This is a genomic window from Sphaerisporangium siamense, assembly GCF_014205275.1.
Lineage (GTDB): Bacteria > Actinomycetota > Actinomycetes > Streptosporangiales > Streptosporangiaceae > Sphaerisporangium > Sphaerisporangium siamense.
The window spans coordinates 7,448,443-7,466,800 of the sequence record NZ_JACHND010000001.1; the positions used below are offsets into that span (position 1 = coordinate 7,448,443).

16 protein-coding genes are annotated in these 18,358 nt (G+C 72.6%); 9 read left to right on the forward strand and 7 right to left on the reverse strand.

Going from position 1 to position 18,358, the window contains the following annotated elements; translation table 11 throughout:
- Positions 1–284 precede the first annotated feature (284 nt).
- Positions 285–2,006, reverse strand: a complete 1,722-nt coding sequence (leuA, locus tag BJ982_RS33810; protein WP_239123225.1) for a 2-isopropylmalate synthase — start codon at positions 2,004–2,006, stop codon at positions 285–287.
- Positions 2,007–2,341: 335 nt separating this feature from the next.
- Here leuA and BJ982_RS33815 point away from each other — a divergent pair, with 335 nt between their 5' ends.
- On the forward strand, positions 2,342–2,587 hold the full coding sequence (locus BJ982_RS33815) for a DUF2630 family protein (RefSeq protein WP_184886850.1): 246 nt from the start codon (positions 2,342–2,344) through the stop codon (positions 2,585–2,587).
- 350 nt (positions 2,588–2,937) lie between these two features.
- The gene (gene ctaD, locus BJ982_RS33820; RefSeq protein ID WP_260414702.1) at positions 2,938–4,581 is read left to right on the forward strand and encodes an aa3-type cytochrome oxidase subunit I; all 1,644 of its coding nucleotides are present in this window, start codon (positions 2,938–2,940) and stop codon (positions 4,579–4,581) included.
- Positions 4,582–4,608: 27 nt separating this feature from the next.
- On the opposite strand, the gene BJ982_RS33825 is transcribed toward ctaD, so the two are convergent.
- From BJ982_RS33825 to BJ982_RS33835, 3 genes are all read right to left on the reverse strand, one after another.
- Positions 4,609–5,271, reverse strand: coding sequence for a response regulator (locus BJ982_RS33825; protein WP_184886853.1), 663 nt, complete (start codon positions 5,269–5,271; stop codon positions 4,609–4,611).
- A complete protein-coding gene (locus BJ982_RS33830) occupies positions 5,268–6,413 on the reverse strand; it encodes a sensor histidine kinase (RefSeq protein WP_184886855.1) in 1,146 nt (381 codons plus the stop codon). Before BJ982_RS33830 ends, BJ982_RS33825 begins: the two co-directional genes overlap by 4 nt.
- A 266-nt stretch (positions 6,414–6,679) precedes the next feature.
- Positions 6,680–8,074 carry an alpha/beta hydrolase family protein gene (locus BJ982_RS33835; RefSeq protein WP_184886857.1) on the reverse strand — a complete coding sequence of 465 codons (1,395 nt, stop codon included), beginning with the start codon at positions 8,072–8,074 and terminating at the stop codon, positions 6,680–6,682.
- Positions 8,075–8,247: 173 nt separating this feature from the next.
- Here BJ982_RS33835 and BJ982_RS33840 point away from each other — a divergent pair, with 173 nt between their 5' ends.
- The gene (locus tag BJ982_RS33840; RefSeq protein ID WP_184886859.1) at positions 8,248–9,417 is read left to right on the forward strand and encodes a sensor histidine kinase; all 1,170 of its coding nucleotides are present in this window, start codon (positions 8,248–8,250) and stop codon (positions 9,415–9,417) included.
- Positions 9,414–10,115: a response regulator gene (locus tag BJ982_RS33845; protein WP_184886861.1), complete on the forward strand. Its 702-nt coding sequence runs from the start codon at positions 9,414–9,416 to the stop codon at positions 10,113–10,115. The genes BJ982_RS33840 and BJ982_RS33845 overlap by 4 nt, the downstream gene beginning before the upstream one ends.
- Here BJ982_RS33845 and era read toward each other — a convergent pair.
- The 3 genes from era to BJ982_RS33860 are packed head-to-tail and all read right to left on the reverse strand — an operon-like array spanning position 10,106 to position 12,034.
- Positions 10,106–11,017, reverse strand: coding sequence for a GTPase Era (gene era, locus BJ982_RS33850; protein WP_239123222.1), 912 nt, complete (start codon positions 11,015–11,017; stop codon positions 10,106–10,108). The genes BJ982_RS33845 and era overlap by 10 nt on opposite strands.
- Positions 11,018–11,034: 17 nt before the next feature.
- Positions 11,035–11,373, reverse strand: a complete 339-nt coding sequence (locus BJ982_RS33855) for a cytidine deaminase-like protein (protein ID WP_184886863.1) — start codon at positions 11,371–11,373, stop codon at positions 11,035–11,037.
- Between the two features lie 10 nt (positions 11,374–11,383).
- Positions 11,384–12,034, reverse strand: coding sequence for a hypothetical protein (locus BJ982_RS33860; RefSeq protein ID WP_184886865.1), 651 nt, complete (start codon positions 12,032–12,034; stop codon positions 11,384–11,386).
- 242 nt (positions 12,035–12,276) lie between these two features.
- Here BJ982_RS33860 and BJ982_RS33865 point away from each other — a divergent pair, with 242 nt between their 5' ends.
- The 5 genes from BJ982_RS33865 (at position 12,277) to BJ982_RS33890 (ending at position 18,322) form a co-directional block, all read left to right on the forward strand.
- Positions 12,277–13,434 carry a S8 family serine peptidase gene (locus tag BJ982_RS33865; protein ID WP_184886869.1) on the forward strand — a complete coding sequence of 386 codons (1,158 nt, stop codon included), beginning with the start codon at positions 12,277–12,279 and terminating at the stop codon, positions 13,432–13,434.
- Positions 13,435–13,667: 233 nt separating this feature from the next.
- A complete protein-coding gene (locus BJ982_RS33870; RefSeq protein WP_184886871.1) occupies positions 13,668–16,031 on the forward strand; it encodes a serine/threonine-protein kinase in 2,364 nt (787 codons plus the stop codon).
- A gap of 12 nt (positions 16,032–16,043) precedes the next feature.
- Positions 16,044–17,405: a UCP033725 family protein gene (locus tag BJ982_RS40010; protein WP_239123218.1), complete on the forward strand. Its 1,362-nt coding sequence runs from the start codon at positions 16,044–16,046 to the stop codon at positions 17,403–17,405.
- 182 nt (positions 17,406–17,587) lie between these two features.
- Positions 17,588–17,992, forward strand: a complete 405-nt coding sequence (locus BJ982_RS33885) for a YbaB/EbfC family nucleoid-associated protein (RefSeq protein WP_239123217.1) — start codon at positions 17,588–17,590, stop codon at positions 17,990–17,992.
- A 6-nt stretch (positions 17,993–17,998) separates the two neighbouring features.
- Positions 17,999–18,322 (forward strand): hypothetical protein, encoded by a 324-nt coding sequence (locus tag BJ982_RS33890; protein ID WP_184886876.1) that lies wholly within the window; start codon positions 17,999–18,001, stop codon positions 18,320–18,322.
- Positions 18,323–18,358 lie beyond the last annotated feature (36 nt).

Genomic DNA, 18,358 nt, shown 5'->3' on the forward strand with positions numbered 1-18,358 from the left:
AAGGCCGAGCAAGCGCATGGCTAGATGGGCATGGTGACCCGTGACATCGCCTATCGCCCTAATGCTGCTGAGTTGCGATACGAGCCAAGGTCTTCGTAGCTTGTCATGCTTCGACCTGCGCCCGCCTCGGGGTCGAAGGGGCGGAGCCCCTGGGAAAAACAGCCCGGAGCGGAGCGGAGGACCATTTCGGGGATGACCTCCGTCCGCTCCACAAGAGCGGCCTTCGCTGTACAGCCGTGTGCTGAGGGGGGCGGGTGGCCCCCCTCAGCGGGAGTGACGAGAGGTCAGCGGGTGGCGCGGTTCACTGCGGAGAGGATGGCTTTCAGGCTGGCGGTCACCGTGTTGCCGTCGACGCCTACGCCCCACAGGACCTGGTCGCCTACCTGGCATTCGACGTACGCGGCGGCGCGGGCGTCGCTGCCGGCGCTCATGGCGTGCTCGGTGTAGTCGAGGACGCGGACCTCGACGCCGACGCTGCCCAGGGCGTCCACGAAGGCCGAGATGGGGCCGTTGCCGACGCCCTCGACCTCGCGGATCTCGCCGTCGAGGCGGATGTCGGCGCTGATGGCGTCCTTCTCGTCCACCTGGGAGACGTTGCGGTGGGCCAGCAGGCCGAAGCGTCCCCAGGCGTTGTCGGGGTTGGGGAGGAACTCGTCGGCGAAGGCGTCCCACATCTCGGCGGGGGTGACCTCGCCCCCCTGGGCGTCGGTGCGGGCCTGGATGACGCCCGAGAACTCGATCTGCAGGCGGCGCGGCAGGTCGAAGCCGTACTCGGCCTTCATGATGTAGGCGACGCCGCCCTTGCCGGACTGGCTGTTGACGCGGATGACGGCCTCGTAGGTGCGCCCGACGTCCTTGGGGTCGATGGGCAGGTAGGGAACCTCCCACTGGAAATCGTCCACGGGCACCCCGGCGGCGACGGCGTCGCGCTCCAGGGCCTCCAGGCCCTTCTTGATGGCGTCCTGGTGGGAGCCGGAGAAGGCCGTGTAGACCAGCTCGCCGCCGTAGGGATGGCGGGGGTGGACGGGGAGCTGGTTGCAGTACTCGACGACGCGGCGGATCTCGTCGATGTCCCCGAAGTCGATCTGGGGGTCGATGCCCTGGGAGAACAGGTTCATGCCGAGGGTGACCAGGCAGACGTTGCCGGTGCGCTCGCCGTTGCCGAACAGGCAGCCCTCGATGCGGTCGGCGCCGGCCTGGTAGCCCAGCTCGGCGGCGGCGACGGCGGAGCCGCGGTCGTTGTGGGGGTGCAGGGACAGGACGATCGACTCACGGCGGGCCAGGTTGCGGCTCATCCACTCGATCTGGTCGGCGTAGACGTTGGGGGTGGCCATCTCGACGGTGGCGGGCAGGTTGACGATGACCTTGCGCTCGGGGGTGGGCTGCCAGATCTCGGTGACCGCGTTACAGATCTCGACGGCGTACTCCAGCTCGGTGCCGGTGAAGGACTCCGGCGAGTACTGGAAGTAGATCTCGGTGCCGGTCATCTGCTCGGCGAGCTTGCGGCACAGCTTGGCGCCCTCGACGGCGATGGCGGTGATGCCGTCCTTGTCCTGGCCGAAGACCACGCGGCGCTGCAACGTGGAGGTGGAGTTGTACAGGTGGACGATGGCCTGCTTGGCGCCGCGCAGGGACTCGAAGGTGCGCTCGATCAGCTCGGGACGGGCCTGGGTCAGGACCTGGATGACCACGTCGTCGGGGACGCGGCCCTCTTCGATGATCTGGCGCACGAAGTCGTAGTCGGTCTGGGAGGCGGCGGGGAAGCCGACCTCGATCTCCTTGTACCCCATGCGGACCAGCAGCTCGAACATCCGCATCTTGCGGTCGGAGTCCATGGGGTCGATCAGGGCCTGGTTGCCGTCGCGCAGGTCCACGGCGCACCACTGGGGGGCGCGGTCGATGACCTTGTCGGGCCAGGTGCGGTCGGCCAGGCGTACGGGGGTGAAGGGCTGATGGCGGTGGAAGGGCATCGGGGACGGCTGCTGCTGCGGGTACTGCGAATGCATGGACATGCTCCTGGTCGGTGTGGGACCGGCGGCGGCGCGCGTCAGGACGGCATGCCTGAACGTGCTGGTCTCATGGGTTCCGTGGACGTGCACGGGATGGGGGTCGCCACCGGGATTCTCATCCTCGATCGGCCGACGCGCATGGCTCGCTCCGCGGCGAGGGAGCCGGCCTCTTACAGGCCCTCGCCGCGGCGGCTAAGAAGCAGCCCACGCAGCATAGGCATGACCGTACCAGACGGCGGCCGTCCGGCGTGACGGCGGGGCCCGATCAAGGGTCACCCCTGTGCGGGCGCCCACGCCGTAAGCTCCGGGAGGGACATCGAGGAGGTTGGGACATGCAGGACGGCCAGATACTCGCGAAGATCAAGGACCTCATCGCCGAGGAGCACGATCTCCGGGACCGTACCGCGACGGGGGAGGTCTCCTCGCAGGAGGAGCGGGCGCGGATCAAGGAGCTGGAGGATGCGCTCGACCAGTGCTGGGACCTCCTCCGGCAGCGTAAGGCCCGCAGGGAGTTCGGCGAGGACCCGGACTTCGCGAGCCCCCGCCCGGTCAACGAGGTGGAGGGCTACCAGCAGTAGCCCGCATGGCGGACGCCGGCGACGGCCAGGGTTGTCAAAGAAACCCTGGCCGTCGCCATTTGTGTCTTTGCTCGTCGTTTCTCCGTTATAGGCGTTTTGCGCGTTGTAATCGGATTAAACGGAGTAAGCGAGCGGCTCGACGTCGGCGGGGGTGGCATGCGAACGGTACGCGCCCAAGGGCGCCCGCGAACCGGCCCCGCCGAAACCGGGGAAAGCGGCGGGACATCCCGCGTTGTACCGTGGCGATCGGGCCGTACGGCCGGCGCCGCACGACGGCCCGGCCGTACGGTTGGGGGCGCCTCGTGATCTACACGAAGGAGCCCGAGGCTCCCACCGCCAAGCAGGCCAATCTGGGCCGGCTGCTGCTCCGATGGGCGAGCACGACCGACCACAAGGTGATCGGCAACCTCTACCTGGTCACCTCGTTCGTCTTCTTCCTCATCGCGGGCGCCATGGCGATGCTCATCCGCGCCGAACTGCTGCAGCCCGGCATGCAGCTCATGACGAACAAGCAGTACAACGAGCTCTTCACCAACCACGGCGCGCTGATGCTCCTGCTGTTCGCCACCCCCCTGTTCGCCGGCTTCGCCAACGCGATCATGCCCCTGCAGATCGGCGCGCCCGACGTGGCCTTCCCCCGGCTGAACATGATGGGCTACTGGCTGTTCCTGTTCGGCGGCCTGATCGTGCTCTCCGGGTACCTCACCGCGGGCGGGCCCGCCGACTTCGGCTGGACGGCCTACGCCCCCATGTCAGAGGCGACGTACACCTCCGGGGTCGGCCCGAGCCTGTTCATCATGGGTCTCGTCCTGTCGGGCCTCGGCACGATCCTCGGCTCGGTCAACTTCATCACCACGATCATCTGCATGCGCGCGCCCGGCATGACCATGTTCCGCATGCCGCTGTTCACGTGGAACACCCTGTTCACCAGCATGCTCGTGCTGATGGCGTTCCCGGTGCTGGCCGCCGCGCTGCTCGTGCTGGAGATCGACCGCCAACTCGGCTCGCAGATCTTCCGGGCGTCGAGCGGCGGGCCGATCCTGTGGCAGCACCTGTTCTGGTTCTTCGGCCACCCGGAGGTCTACATCGTCGCGCTGCCCTTCTTCGGCATCATCACCGAGATCCTGCCGGTCTTCAGCCGCAAACCCGTGTTCGGCTACATCGGGCTGGTCGGCGCGACGATCGCCATCACGGGCCTGTCGATGACGGTGTGGGCGCACCACATGTTCGTGACGGGAGTGGTGCTGCTGCCGTTCTTCTCGTTCATGTCGTTCCTCATCGCCGTTCCCACCGGGGTGAAGTTCTTCAACTGGGTCGGCACGATATGGCGGGGCCAGCTCACCTTCCCCACCCCGATGATGTTCGCCATCGGGTTCCTGGTGACCTTCCTGTTCGGCGGGCTGACCGGCGTCATCCTGGCCTCGCCGCCGCTGGACTTCCAGGCCAGCGACACCTACTTCGTGGTGGCCCACTTCCACTACGTGCTGTTCGGCACCGTGGTGTTCGCGATGTTCGCGGGCTTCTACTTCTGGTGGCCGAAGTTCACCGGCAGGATGCTGAACGACCGGCTCGGCAAGGTGCAGTTCTGGATGCTGTTCGTCGGCTTCCACACCACCTTCCTGGTGCAGCACTGGCTGGGCGTGCAGGGCATGCCCCGCCGGTACGCCGACTACGCGGCCACGGACGGCTTCAGCACCGGGAACCTGGTCTCGTCGATCGGCGCGTTCCTGCTCGGCGCCTCGACCTTGCCGTTCCTGTTCAACATCTGGTGGACGTGGCGGCACGGCGCCAAGGTGACCGTCGACGACCCCTGGGGGTTCACCAACTCCCTGGAGTGGGCGACCTCCTGCCCGCCGCCCCGGCACAACTTCATCTCCATCCCTCCGATCCACTCCGAGCGGCCCGCGTTCGACCTCCACCACTCGCACCTGCCCATCAACGCCGTACACCCGGCACACCGCGAACGCCCCTCCGACACCGGGAAGGACCGGTGACGGCGCACGTCTGCAGCCTTTGACGCCTCACCGGCCGGGGCCGACCAGGCCGCTCTCGTAGGCCAGGATGACCAACTGGACCCGGTCGCGGACGTTCAGCTTGGCGATGGCCCTGGTGATGTGCGTCTTGGCGGTGAACGGGCTGATGACCAGGCGCGCCGCGATCTCGTCGTTCGAAAGGCCGAGCGCCACGAGCTTGACCGCCTCCCGTTCCCGGGACGTGAGGCCGGCGAGGCGCCGCCCCGCGCCGGGCGAGAGGTCCTGCCGGTGGGCGAAGTGCTCGACGACGCGGCGGGTCACGCCCGGGGACAGCAGCGCGTCCCCGGCGGCGACCGCGGCGACCGCCCGGCGCAGTTCCGCGGGTTCGACCTCCTTGGTGAGGAAACCGCTGGCTCCGGCGCGCAGCGCGGCGAACACGTGGTCGTCGGTGTCGAACGTGGTGAGGATGATGACGCGGCAGCCGGGGCCGGCCGGGTCAACGATGCGGCGCGTGGCGGTGATGCCGTCGGCGCCCGGCATGCGGATGTCCATGAGGACCACGTCGGGACGGGCGCTCACGGCCAGCCGTACGGCCTCGTCGCCGTCCTGGGCCTCGCCGACGACCGTGATGTCCCGGGAGCGAGCCAGCAGGCTGCGGAAGCCCGCCCGGACGAGCGCCTGGTCGTCGGCGATGAGCACCCTGATCGTCATGGGGTCGAGCGTGCCACAGGGATGTCGGCCCGCACGGCGAAGCCGCCGGGGACCGGCCCCGCGGTGAGCGTGCCCCCCAGCGCCTCCACCCGCTCGCGCATGCCGGCCAGGCCATGGCCTTCGACGACAGGCGCGCCGCCGGGGGTGACGCGGCCGTCGTCGGCGACCTCGACGGTGATCGCGCGCGGCCCGTAGCCGATGGTGATTCCGGCCGTGCCCGCCTCCGCGTGCTTGAGCGTGTTGGCGAGGGACTCCTGGACGACGCGGTAGACGGCGATGGCGGACGCGGCCGGGACGGACGCGGGGTCGCCGTGCTCGTCGAGGGTCACCCGCAGGCCGGCGGCGCGCGCGTCGGCGATGAGGGCGCCCAGGGAGGCCAGGTCAGGCTGGGGCGCGGTGTCGCCGGGGGCGTCGCGCAGCACCGCGATGAGGGAGCGGAGGTCGGTCATCGCCCGGTTCCTGACGTCCTTCGCCAGCTGTAGCGCGGCGGCGGCCGCGGCCGGGTCCTCCTGCAGGGTGTCGGCGGCGACGTTGAGCTGGACGCCGACGACGGCCAGCGTGTGGGCGATGATGTCGTGCACCTCGTGCGAGACCCGCAGCCGTTCCTCGGCGGCGCGCGCACGGCTGTCGGTCTCGCGCAGCCGCTCCCGCCAGCGCATCACGGCGGCGTACGTGAGGCCCGCGGCGATGAGGACCGCCAGGAGCAGCCCCTCCCCCGCGACGTGGATCACGTAGCGGGGCACGTTCGTGTCCAGGACCCGGCGGAAGTCGACCGCCGAGTAGACGAGCTGCGCCAGGCCGATGGCGGCGACCCAGCGCACCCGCGGCGTGGTGGCGGCGGTGAAGTAGGCGACCGCGGCCGGCCAGATCCAGCCGGCGGGAGACACGCCTCCGGTGAGGCGGTAGGCGAAGATCCCGGCGATCGACAGCAGGAGCACGGTCATCGGCCGGCGCCGTCTGAACAGCAGGAGCGCTCCGAGAAGCAGAGCGAGGGGGTTCGCGCCGGCCCATGGATTGTGTATGCCGGTGGCCTGGGCGACCGCGACGAAGAAGGCCGTGGTGACGACGGCGAGCGCGACGTCGATGATCCGGGTGAAGTGCCGGACGGGAGCGGGTTCGCGTCGCGGGGGCGATTCGGACATGCGGACGTCCTTCTTGGGGGGTGACGGCGTGACGCCGGGGCCTGGTCGTGCCGAGAAGCTCTGGTCAGACATGGGTGACCATCGGGACGAGGAAACGCTAGGCCGGGCGGCGGGGGGAGCGCGTCGTCCGCCGGCCGTCACTTGGCCGTGCGCGATTCGCGGTACGGACTACACCGAAGGAAGTACAGGACAGGAGGCGCCGACCAGGGCCGGCATGACCATGACCACGGTCATGGTCATGGTCACGGTCACGGTCACGGTCACGGTCACGGAATGATTTTCACGTCGGGGTGGCGCGGCGTGGGGCCGGTGAACAGGGGCGTCGATCGTCCCTTCAGGTGCAGCTCGAAGAACGCGGTGACGTAGGCGCGCTGGGCCGCCACCGAGCGGGCCGGGGCGATCGTCCCGATCAGGTCGCCGGAGGGGATCTTCCCCGACTTCGCGGCGAGCTGGGGCAGGATCACCTGCAGGTCGGTGAACGAACCGTGGCCGGCGCCCGCGAACCGCAGCTCGCGCTTCCAGCCGCGTGAGGCGGTCCAGAACGATCTCCAGGTGGGGTCGGACCGCCGGGTGTGCGCGCCGGCCGCCAGGGCCAGGAAGGGCTTGGACACCCCGGTGCGGGCGACCGGGCCGACGTAGCTGCCGTCGAGGTTCACCGCCGCGTCCACCCGGCGGTCGTCGTGGGCGAGCTGCGCGGCCACCGACCCGCCCAGAGACTGCCCGACCATTCCTACGCGGGACAGGTCCGGCGCGCCGGTCAGCCCGGCGGGCAGCGGAGACGCGTCGGGGCCGCGTCCCCGGCCGAGGTCGGCGAGCCGGTCGAGCACGAACCGCATGTCCGCCAGGCGCACCCGTGCGTGCTTCCTCAGAAGCTTGTCGATCGCCTTCGGGGTGAGCTTGCCGGGGAGAGGCGCGGCCCGTTCGACGCGCCCGCCGGGGAATTCGACCTGGTCGGCCTCGAAGGTGTGGTCCACCGTCACCACCAGGTATCCCCGGGCGGCCAGTTCCTCGACCAGGACGGTGCCGAGGCTGCGCGGGCCGCCGTCCCCTGAGGCGAACAGCACCACCGGCAGCGCCCCCGCCCGCCGGTCGACCGGCGCGCCCAGGCGGGCGTGGGTCCTGGTCGCGGCCCAGTTCACCGTGCCCGGCGGTATCTCCAGTCCCGGCGCGGAGTGAACGTCCCAGTCGGCCGCGGCCCGAGGCGCCATGTGCGGCGCCAGGGGAAAGCGGGCGGAGGGGTGGGCGGCCGGGTACCAGAGGCTCACCATGAGCTCGCGGTAGGGCCGTGACGTCACCAAGGGGTCCCGCCGCGACCGATCCACCAGACGCAGCGCCACCGTCCCGATCGACCGCCGCACACTCGGCGCGGGCAAGACCAACCTGACCGGCCCCTCCCCCGCCGCGTTGAACGTGCCGGTCGAGCCCGACGTGCCTGACGTGTCGGAAGTGTCGGAAGTGCCTGACGAACCAGACGTGCCGGACGTGCCCGGCCTGCCGACGGTGCCCGACGTGCCCGAGCTGCCGGACGTGCCGGTGATGGTGGCGATTTCCGGCGTGCCCGTGGTCGCGGCGGCCGAAGCGGTGGTGAGGGGAGTCGCCAGGGCGGTGGCCAGCCCCAGTCCGGCGGCGACCGAGATGGACGTCATGAAGGCTCTTGGCATGGGTGCTCCTGAAGGTCGTGGTCGGGGGACGTGGTTCAGGAGCCTTTCAGCGGCCTGCGGGCGCGACGAGCGTCCGAGGGATGATCCTTCCGATACAACCCCAGGTTGACCTGCCAGAATGTTCATCCTGCGGGATGACGGCACGCGCGGGGACGGCCACTATGGTGAGCGGCATGAACCGGCCTGACCGCCTCTTGGCCGCGCTCGCCGGCAGGCCGTGGGCGCTCGACGCGCTGGTGGCCGCCGTGCTGTTCCTGGCCACCCTCGGCCCCGGCCGGGTGCCGGACGGCCCTCCATGGCTTCTCGCCTTCCAGGCCGCCCTGGTGCTGCCGCTGGTGTGGCGGCGGCGCGCGCCGCTCACGGTGTTCGCGGTGATCGCCGCGGTGGCCGGGGCGCAGTGGCTGGCCGGTGTCCAGCTCCCCGCCGACGTGGCGTTGCTGGTGGCCCTGTACACCGTCGGCGCGCACTCGTCCTGGCGGCGCACGCTGGCGGCCTGGGTGGTGCTGGAAGGCGGCGCCGTGCTCGCCTCCGTCCGGTGGGCTCCGGAGGGGCGCCTCCTGCCGTCGGTCGCGGCGATGACGGCCTTCACCGTCGCGGCGGCCGTCATCGGCACGAACATGCGCACCCGGCGTGTGTACGTCGCCGGGCTGGAGCGCGACCGGGACCGGCGGGCGCGCCTGGCCGTCGCCGAGGACCGTGCCCGCATGGCCCGCGACATGCACGACATCGTCACCCACAACCTCTCGGTCATGGTCGCGCTCGCCGACAGCGCCCGGTACGTGCGCGACAGCTCGCCGGACAAGGCGGCCACGGCCATGGAGCAGATCTCCGCCACCGGGCGGCAGGCGCTGGCCGACATGCGGCGCTGCCTGGGGGTGCTCCGCCCGGACGAACCGGACGCCGAGCGGCATCCGATGCCCGGCATCGCCCAGCTCACCGCCCTGGCCGACCAGCTCCGCGCGGCCGGGCTGCCGACCCGCGTCCGACTGGACGGCGACGCCGACGGGATCCCGGCCACGGCTCAGCTCACCGTGTACCGCCTGGCCCAGGAGGCCCTGACCAACGCCCTCAAGCACACGACGCCCGGCACCCGCGCCGAGGTCAGCCTGCGGATGTCCCCCGAGGGCGTCACCCTGGAGATCACCGACGACGGCCGCCCCGCCCCGGCCCCCGGCCACGCGCCCAGGCACAGGCCTGGGGACGGGCCGGGGCACGGGATTCCCGGGATGCGGGAGCGGGTGGCCGCGTTCGGCGGGACGTTGCGGGCCGGGCCGCTGCCTGGGGGCGGCTGGCGCGTGGTGGCGCGGCTGAACCTGGAGACGGCCCGGACGGGGGCGCCGTGACCGTCCGCGTCCTGCTCGCCGACGACGAGTCGCTGCTGCGCATGGCCTTCACCATGATCCTGGACGCCCAGCCGGACATGACGGTCGTCGGCGAGGCCGGGGACGGCGCCGAGGCCGTGCGGCTGGCGTCGCGACTGCGCCCGGACGTCGTGCTGATGGACGTCCGCATGCCCGGCATCGACGGCATCGAGGCCACCCGCCGCGTCGTCAGGGAGTCCCCGGCGTCGCGGGTGCTCATCCTGACGACGTTCGACCTGGACGAGTACGCCTTCGCCGGGCTCAAGGCCGGGGCGTCCGGCTTCCTGCTGAAGAACGCGCGACCGGAGGAGCTGCTCGCGGCCATCCGCAGCATCGCCTCGGGTGACGCGGTGGTGTCGCCGCGGATCACCCGTCGCCTGCTGGAGACGTTCGCGCCCCAGTTGATGAACGGCGGCGGCCCGGGGGACGACACGCGCCTCGGCCGGCTCACCGCCCGCGAGCGTGAGGTGCTCGTCCAGGTGGCCCGCGGGCTGTCCAACACCGAGATCGCCGCCGCCCTGCACCTCGCCGAGGCCACGGTGAAGACCCACCTCAGCCGCGTCCTGGACAAACTGGAGCTGCGCGACCGGGTGCAGGCCGTGGTGTTCGCCTACGAGGCGCGGCTCGTCCGGCCGGGCCATGTCCGTGACGAGGGCGGGGCCGGGCGGGGTCAGTCGTAGAAGCCGAGGCGGCGCAGCTGTTTCGGGTCGCGCTGCCAGTCTTTGGCGACCTTGATGCGGAGGTCCAGGTAGACGTGGGTGCCGAGCAGGGCCTCGATGTGCCCTCGCGCCCGGGTGCCGACCTCTTTGAGCCGCGCGCCCTTGGGGCCGATGACGATGGCCTTCTGCGAGGGGCGCTCGACGTACATCTGGGCGTACACGTCGAGCAGGTCGTCACGGCCCTCGCGCGGCACCATCTCTTCGACGACGACGGCGATGGAGTGCGGCAGCTCGTCGCGAACCCCTTCGAGAGCGGCCTCGCGGATCAGCTCGGCGACGAGCACCTGCTCGGGTTCGTCGGTGAGCTCGCCCCCCGCGTACAGCGGAGGGGACTCCGGCAGGCGCGCGGCGAGCAGGTCGCCGAGCAGACCGAGCTGTTCCCCCGACTCCGCCGACACCGGGATGATCTCCGCGAACTCGCCGAGCTTGGAGACGTCGAGGAGCTGTTTGGCGATCTGCTCGCGGCTCGCCAGGTCGCACTTGGTGACCACGGCGATCACCGGGGTCTTCTTCACGGCCGCGAGCTTCTCGGCGATGAAACGGTCGCCCTTGCCCACGGGCTCGTTGGCCGGGAGGCAGAAACCGATGACGTCCACCTCGGTCAAGGTGGACAGCACCAGGCTGTCGAGCCGCTCGCCGAGCAGCGTGCGCGGGCGGTGGAGGCCGGGCGTGTCGACGATGACGAGCTGCGCGTCGGGCCGTGTGACGATGCCCCTGATCGCGCGGCGGGTCGTCTGCGGCTTGGAGGAGGTGATCGCCACCTTCGCCCCCACAAGCGCATTCATCAGCGTCGACTTGCCGACGTTGGGCCTGCCGACGAAGCAGGCGAACCCGGCGCGGAACTCAGCGGCTGAGGAACTCACGCCCCCATTGTCCCCGATCAGATGTAGCGGCCTTTCACGGCGCCGTCGGGGGCCGCGAGGAACAGGACGGCCTCCCCCAGGTCTTCGACGGCGGCGAGGTCGGGCCGCCCGGGCTCGTCCGCGTCGGTGACGAGCGCGGCGGCCTCCAGCGAGACGGCCCCGCTGGACACGGCCATGGCGACCGCGACCTGCACCGCGGACAGCTTCAGGGAGGGCAGGTCCACGTTGGTCGCGGTGTAGGTGCGCCCGGTCTCGTCGCGGACGGCGGCGCCCTCGGCCGTGCCGTTGCGCGCGCGGGCGGCGCGGGCCAACGTGATGATCTTGCTGTCCTCGGGGGCGAGGGAGGTCTCGGTCACGGGCACCAGGCTACTCGGCCGCCTGCCCGACCTTCGCTGCGAGCGCGGCGGCCAGGCGCTCGGTCCGCGCCGGGTCCAGCTTGGCCAGGCCCGTGTGCACGAGCGAGATCAGGACGCCGCCCGAACGCACCACGACCAGGTGCATCTCGTACGGGTAGCCGCCGACCCTGCCCTTGTAGCGTCGCGCCTCCACACCGTCGCCGAGGGCGCGCATGGGCAGCGGCGAGCCGACCAGCCGGTCGCCGGCCCCCGCCGTCCGGACCGAGGCCACCCGGCAGTCGCGCATCAGTCCGCCGACGTTCCGCAGCGCGTCGCGGGCGCCGCCCGGGGCGTACGACGACAGGACGACGCCGGCGGTCTCGCCGAGCAGGTCCCCGCGGAACGTCACCGCCTCCGCCTCGCCCCGCCCGTCCTCGTGCCTGCCCTCGGCCAGGTCGAACAGCTTGCCGCACTGTTCGCTCGCCGGGCGGAACGGGCGCTGCCACGCGGCGGCGGCGCGGTCGGTGAAGCCGTACGAGGGGTCGTCCACCGCGTTCAGCGCCTGGCGTGCCCGCGACATCTCCTCGCGGGCCCGGTATCCGCCGAAGAGGCCGCCCGGCCCGCACGCCGCGGTCGCTCCGGCGATCAGGGCGCAGGCCAGGAGCACGCCGGTGCCGCGCATCGTCCACCCCCGATTCCCCGATATCCCCCGCCTTGACCTGCGGGTTTTCTGCCCGATCACGCAAAGGCGCAATCTCCTGACAAGGCGTGAAGAAGGTGAGGGAACGGAGAACGGCTCGGCGGAGGACGGGAACAGGCGGACGCGAACCGGCACCGTATGATCCGATATTCGCCGAAATATGCGACGGCACAGTGACTAGGCTTCTCGCGCGCGCAACGAATGAGCAGGACGGGGCTGAGCGAATGGCAGGACGGGGTGTCGTCGCCGTCGCGCTGGCGTTCGCGCTCGCCGCGGGCCCGAGCACGGCCGCGGCGGCCGCCGCCGAACCCCAGAGGTGTGCTCCCCCGCGCGGCGGCGTGGAGGTGGGCGAGTCCTGGGCGCAGCGGCGGCTGGCCTTCACCCGCGTCTGGCCGCTCACGCGCGGCGAGGGCGTGACGGTCGCGTTCGTGGACAGCGGGGTCGACACCCGTCACCCGCAGGTGCGGGTCGCCAAGTCCGTCGACCTGACCTCCACCGGCCCCCTGGACTGCGTCGGCCACGGGACGGCGGTGGCCGGGATCATCGGCGGCGCGGACATGAAGGACATCCCCTTCGCCGGCGTCGCGCCCAAGGCGCGGCTCATCTCGATCAAGCAGTCCAACGCCGAGAACGGGGACGTGGCGCTGCTCGCCGAGGGCATCCGCCGGGCCGCCGACCTCGGCGCCCAGGTGCTCAACATCTCCATCCAGACCGGCGACCAGCCCGTCCTGAAGAGCGCCGTCGAGTACGCGCTCGCCGGCGACGTGGTGATCGTCGCCGCGGCCGGCAACATCCGCAAGGAGGACGGCACGCCTGCCCCGTCCTACCCCGCCGCCTATGAGGGCGTGCTCGCGGTCGGGTCCGCCGGGCCGGACGGCAAGCGGACGGACTTCTCCAACGCGGCCACCCCCGTCTCGGTCCTCGCGCCGGGGGCGGCGATCACCAGCACCTGGCCGGGCGGCGCCTACCGCCAGGACCTGGACGGCACCAGCTACGCCGCGCCGTACGTCGCCGGGGTCGCCGCGCTGGTGCGGGCGCGCCATCCCGAGCTGGACAACGTCCGCGTGCGGCGGCGCATCGAGCTGACCGCGGACGGCGCGTCGGGCGCGGGCACCGGGGCCGGCATGGTGAACCCGCTGCTTGCGGTGTCGCAGATCCTCCCCTCGGAGGTCGTGGCCCTCGCGCCGGCGCGGCCCGCGCCGCTGCCGTCCGGGGTCGTCGCCCGGCCGAAGCCGCCGGACACCGAGACGATGACGCGGGCGGGCGGGATCGCGCTGGCCGCGCTGCTGGCCGCCGGGCTGGTGACGGCGGTGAGCGTCGTGATCCCTTTGGGGCGGCGGCGCGGCTGGCGGCCGGGGCGTGCCGCCGTTCCCGGCGATTGAGGTTTGTCCGGGTTTGCAGGGATAAAGCGGGAAATAGCCGTTTCTGGTTACGCGGCGATTCTTCGCGCCTACCGCCCGCGTTCGCCGATGAATGAACTTCTTCCCCATTCATTCGGACATGATTCACGGAAACGTAACAAGTGATGCACGCGTGACAAATTATGTCATGTGGTTCGTGATCATGTGGTGTCATGATGCGCGATGGCGAGCCGTAGGGGAAGGCGATGAGACGAATGCAGCCATTGCTTCCGGGGGATCCCGAGCGAATCGGCGAATACACACTTGTCGGACGCCTGGGCGAAAGCCCACGCGGAACCGCCTACCTAGCCCATCCAACCGCGGCAGGCGCCGCCTCCCCGCCCGGAGAGGAGCCCGCGCCCTCCTCCGAAGCGACCGCTGAGGCCGGCGCGCCCTCGCCGGGCGTTTCCGAGCCCGGCGGCGCCGAGACGGCCGGGGGGCGGTTCGTCGTCAAGCTGCTCCCCCGCCGGCCGGAGGCCGACGAGGAGGCCCGGTCCCGGGTCCTCGACGACCTGTCCGCCGCGCGGCGGGTGTCCAGCGCGTACGCGGTGCGCGCCGTCGACGCCGGATGGGTGGACGACCGCGCCTACGTCGTCCGCGAGTACGTCGAGGGCCGGTCGCTGCGCGAGGCCGTCGAGGCCGACGGCGCGCTGACCGGCGACGCGCTGGAGCGGATCGCCGTCGGCACGCTGACCGCGCTCACCGCCGTCCATCTGGCCGGCATCTCCCACCGCGGCCTCACCGCGGACAACGTCCTCCTCGGCGCGGACGGGCCGCGCGTCGCCGACTTCGGGCTCGGCGAGACCGGCTACCGCTCCCCCGAACAGGTGCGCGGCGAGCCGGCCGGCCCGGCGGCCGACGTCTTCGCGTGGGCGCGCGCCATGGTCTACGCCGCGACGGGCGCCGAGCCGTTCGCCGACGACCCGCGGGCCATCGCCACCACCGCCCCGGACCTCGGCGCGCTTCCCGCGCCGCTGCGCGACGTGGTCGGCGCCTGCCTGTCCAAGGCCCCCGCCAAGCGCCCGACGGCCCAGGGCGCGATGCTGTGGCTCCTCGGCGACGACAAGACCGCCTCGCCTCCGCCCGCGCTCCCCGCCGCCCCGCTGCCGGCTCCCGAGGCCGTCGTGCCCGGGCAGGTCGTCGTTCCGGGACCGGCCGTGGGAGGCCCGGTCATCTCCGGCAGCGTGGAACCCGTCGTCCCTGAGGCCGTCGTCCCCGAGGCGCCGGACGGGCCGGGGCGGGACGTCGCGGCGTCTCAGGCCGGGCCCGCAGCGGTGTGGGAGGTTCCCGCCCAGGCGCAGGCGCCCGCCGAGCAGGTCTGGAGCGCGCCCGCGCTGCCGTCCGAGCCCGGCGCCGCCGCTCCGCCGCGCACGCCCGCCGCCGGGGAGTCCGAGGCGCCCGCCGCCGCCCCGCGCAGGAAGGCGCACTTCCCGGTCGGTCTCGCGGCCGGTGTGGGCGTCGTCGTGGGGCTGGCCGGGCTCGGGCTCTGGGGCGCGGGACACTACTCGGCCACGCAGCAGATCGGCCGGGTCGCCGCCGAGGGCCAGGCGCCGGAGCCGGAGCCGTCCGACGGTCCGGTCGCCCCCGCCGAGGTCGGCGGCACGACCGCGCCGCGCCCGAAGGTCACGGCGCCGTGGGCGACCTCGCCGGCCCCGCAGGACACCGGCGTCTACCCGATGGAGATCACGACGGCCACGCCGTCGGCCGTCGTGCCGACGCTGTCCCCCCCGCCGTTCACCCCGCCGCCCATCCCCACCCAGACGGGTTCGCCCACGCAGGGCTCGCCCACGCCGCGGGCGACGGTCACGGTCACGCAGACCCCGACGCCCACGCCGACCCCGACGGTCGCCCCGTCCGGCGAGCCCTCTCCGAGCCCCTCCGGCCCGTCGCAGACGCCCGACCCCTCGGCGTCGCCCACCGGCTCTCCCACCGGGTCTCCGACGGGATCGCCCACCGGCTCGCCCAGCACCACGGCCGTCCCCAGCGCGACCGCGAGCCCCACCTCCTCCGGCACGGCGCGGCCGACCGCCTCCGGCCCGGTCTACCCCAGGCCCACGGCCTCCCGGAGCGTCACGCCGCCCCCGACCGTCACCCGTCCCCGGCTGACCGTGACCCCGCGCCCCACCACGACCCGGCCCGCGCCCACCGTGACCAGGACCGTCACGCCGCGCCCGATCGTGACCGGCACCGTCGCGCCGCGGCCCACCGGCGCGCCGCTGACCCGCACCACCCCGACGGCCACGACGCGGCCTCCCGCCGCCAACCCCTACACCCCGCAGCAGGTCTGCGGCGCCGGGTTCGCGGTCCAGCGTTCGACCGCCTTCAACGGCGGCGTCGTCCACCAGCTCCGTAACGCGTCGACGGGCGCGGTGTGCGTGGTGACGATGAAGACCGCGCGGCTCGGCACCGCCTCGCCGGTGTCGGCGACCCTGGAGGTTCAGGGCGTGGGCGCCCGCACCGACAGCGGCTCCTACGCGTACTACGCCGGGCCGGTCATCATGCAGGCCAAGGGCAAGTGTGTCCGCTTCTCCGGCACCACCGGCGACGGCTCGGGCGCCGCGCCGCTCGCCTGCGGGTAGGCGTCCCGCGCCATGGCGGACTGGCGGCCCGAGGGGGCGTTCGAGGAGGCGCTCGGCGCCGCGTACGCCGCGGGCGACCTGGCCGCGTGCCTGGCCCTGCTGCGCGAGGCCGAGCTCGCGCTCCCGATCGGGCCGGGCGCGGCGGCGGGGCACGAGCCGGTCGCCTGGCCCACGGTGACCGGCGAGGCGCGCACGTGGATCGTCGCCTGCACCTCCGCCGGGGCCGTACGGGCGGTCGCCGGCGACGCCACCCGGAGCTTCCGCGTCGTCTCCCTGCCCGAGCTGGCCGCGGGATGGCCGGACGCGCGCTGGGGGCTGGCCGTCAATCCCGGGCTGGCCGTGAGCCTCTACCTGGAGCCGGGGACGGTCGCGCGGCTGGCCGCGCCGTCGCCGTCCGAGGACCGCCGCGCCGTGCCGGAGTCCGGCCCGCCGATCATGCAGAAGGCGCTGGGAGCGGCCGGCCTGCGCGATCTGCTGACGGCCGGCGTGTCCCGGGTCTCGGGGTACTGCCACCAGGCGGTGGACGTGGCGCACATCGCGACCCCCGCCGTGCTGGCGGACGCGCTCGGCGCCGAGGGGACGGCCGGCGCGGACGGCTCGGTGAACCTGCTGCGGTGGCGCGCGGCCGGGCTGAACCTGTACCGGCCCCCGTACGGCGGCGCCGACGAGGAGTCCATGGCCGCCGTGGCGGGCTGGGTGATCGAGGAGCCACCGTTCACCGGCATGGGGTACGCCCCGAACGTCGATCAGGTGATCCGCGAGTACAAGATCAGCGGGGTCGGGCTGCCGCACGGCGCGGAGGTGTGGGAGCTGACGGCGTCCGGCGTCGAGCACCGGCGGGCCGTGTTCGACGGGGACCTGGGGCGGTGGCTGCTGGTCCACGTCGTCCCCGCCGGCTCTCCGCCCCCTGGCACGGATGAGCAGCACGGCACGGAGCCCCCGGTCCCCGATCTCGCCCCCGCGGAGCCGTCCCAGGACGCGCCGGCGGCGTGGCATTCGTACCGCGCCCGCCTGGGCGGCGTGGAGTACGAGGCGAGCCCCGAGCCGCGCGCGGACCGGCTGTGGATGCGTCTGAGGAGCGACCGGCCCGCGGCGGGCTTCGTCCAGGTCTCCCCGCGACGGTTCGTGCGCCCGGTGCCCGCGGAGGAGTGCGAGGCGGTGCGCTTCGTGACGACGGTCGCCGAGTGGCGCGGCGCCCCGTGCCAGGTGCACGGCGAGCACGATGGTGAGCTGCTGCTGGAGTACACGGGCGGCCTGCTGCCGGTCGCGCGGCGGCTCGGGCTGGAGCGGGTCGAGCGGGGCGTCCACCGGAGGTGGGTTCCCCGGGACGAGGCAGGCGACCTGCGGGACCAGGCCGTCGACCTCGATTTCTGACCACGGCGTGCCGCACGCGACGAACCGGGCGATTCACCTGCTTGTGACCATCTTGCTTGCCCGCCATGAACGACGGATGCCACACTGATCACTCAAGTACGACTGTTTCCCTGAAGTTGGACCATGGTCGTGGCGCGGTTCAGCGCCGCGACCCTCGTGGGCAGGTACTCGGGGGAGGGTACGTGGAGCCTTTCGGGCGTCCGGACGCGGCCGAACTGCGCGCCTACGCCGACGAACTGCGGGCGACGTTCACACGCCTGCACGAGGAGGCGCCCGCGCTGCACGAGAAGGCGCGCGCCGTCCAGGTCACGGAGAAGTCCCGGGACGGCCTGATCTCCGCGACCGTCGGCCCGCGGGGAGACCTCATCCGGCTCGACATCGACCCCCGCGTCTACCGGCGGCCGGACTCACGGGAACTGGCCGACTCGATCACCGAGACCGTCCACCGGGCCGCCGAGAAGGCCCGGGCGAAGGTCGTCGAGCTGTTCGAGCCGCTCATCCCGGCGGACCAGATGGCGGCGCACCTCGACGGGGACCTCGAACGCGTGCTGGACCAGATGGCCGGCCGGATGCTCGGGAAGGGGTGACCCGCCATGTCCGAACATGTCGACATCCACGCGCCGGCGGCGCACAGGGGGCTCACGCAGTGGGACACCGCGACGAGGGGACTCGCGGCGGTCTGGAAGGACGGGACCGCACGCATCAAGCGGCTCACCGAGGCGGCGCCGTGGGGCGGCGACTCGGCCGGGGCGGCGTTCCTGGCCGCGTACCAGAAGGACGGCGGCACGGAACGCATGATCACCGAGGGCGACAAGGTCATCAAGGGCGTGGACGAGCTCGGCGGCAAGGTGCGCCTCGCCGTCACCAGGACCCGCGGGACCGACGCCGGACAGGCCAGGACCATACAGAGCATCTGACGGTGGCGTCCGCGCGCTCCTGCCGCGCCCCGGCGG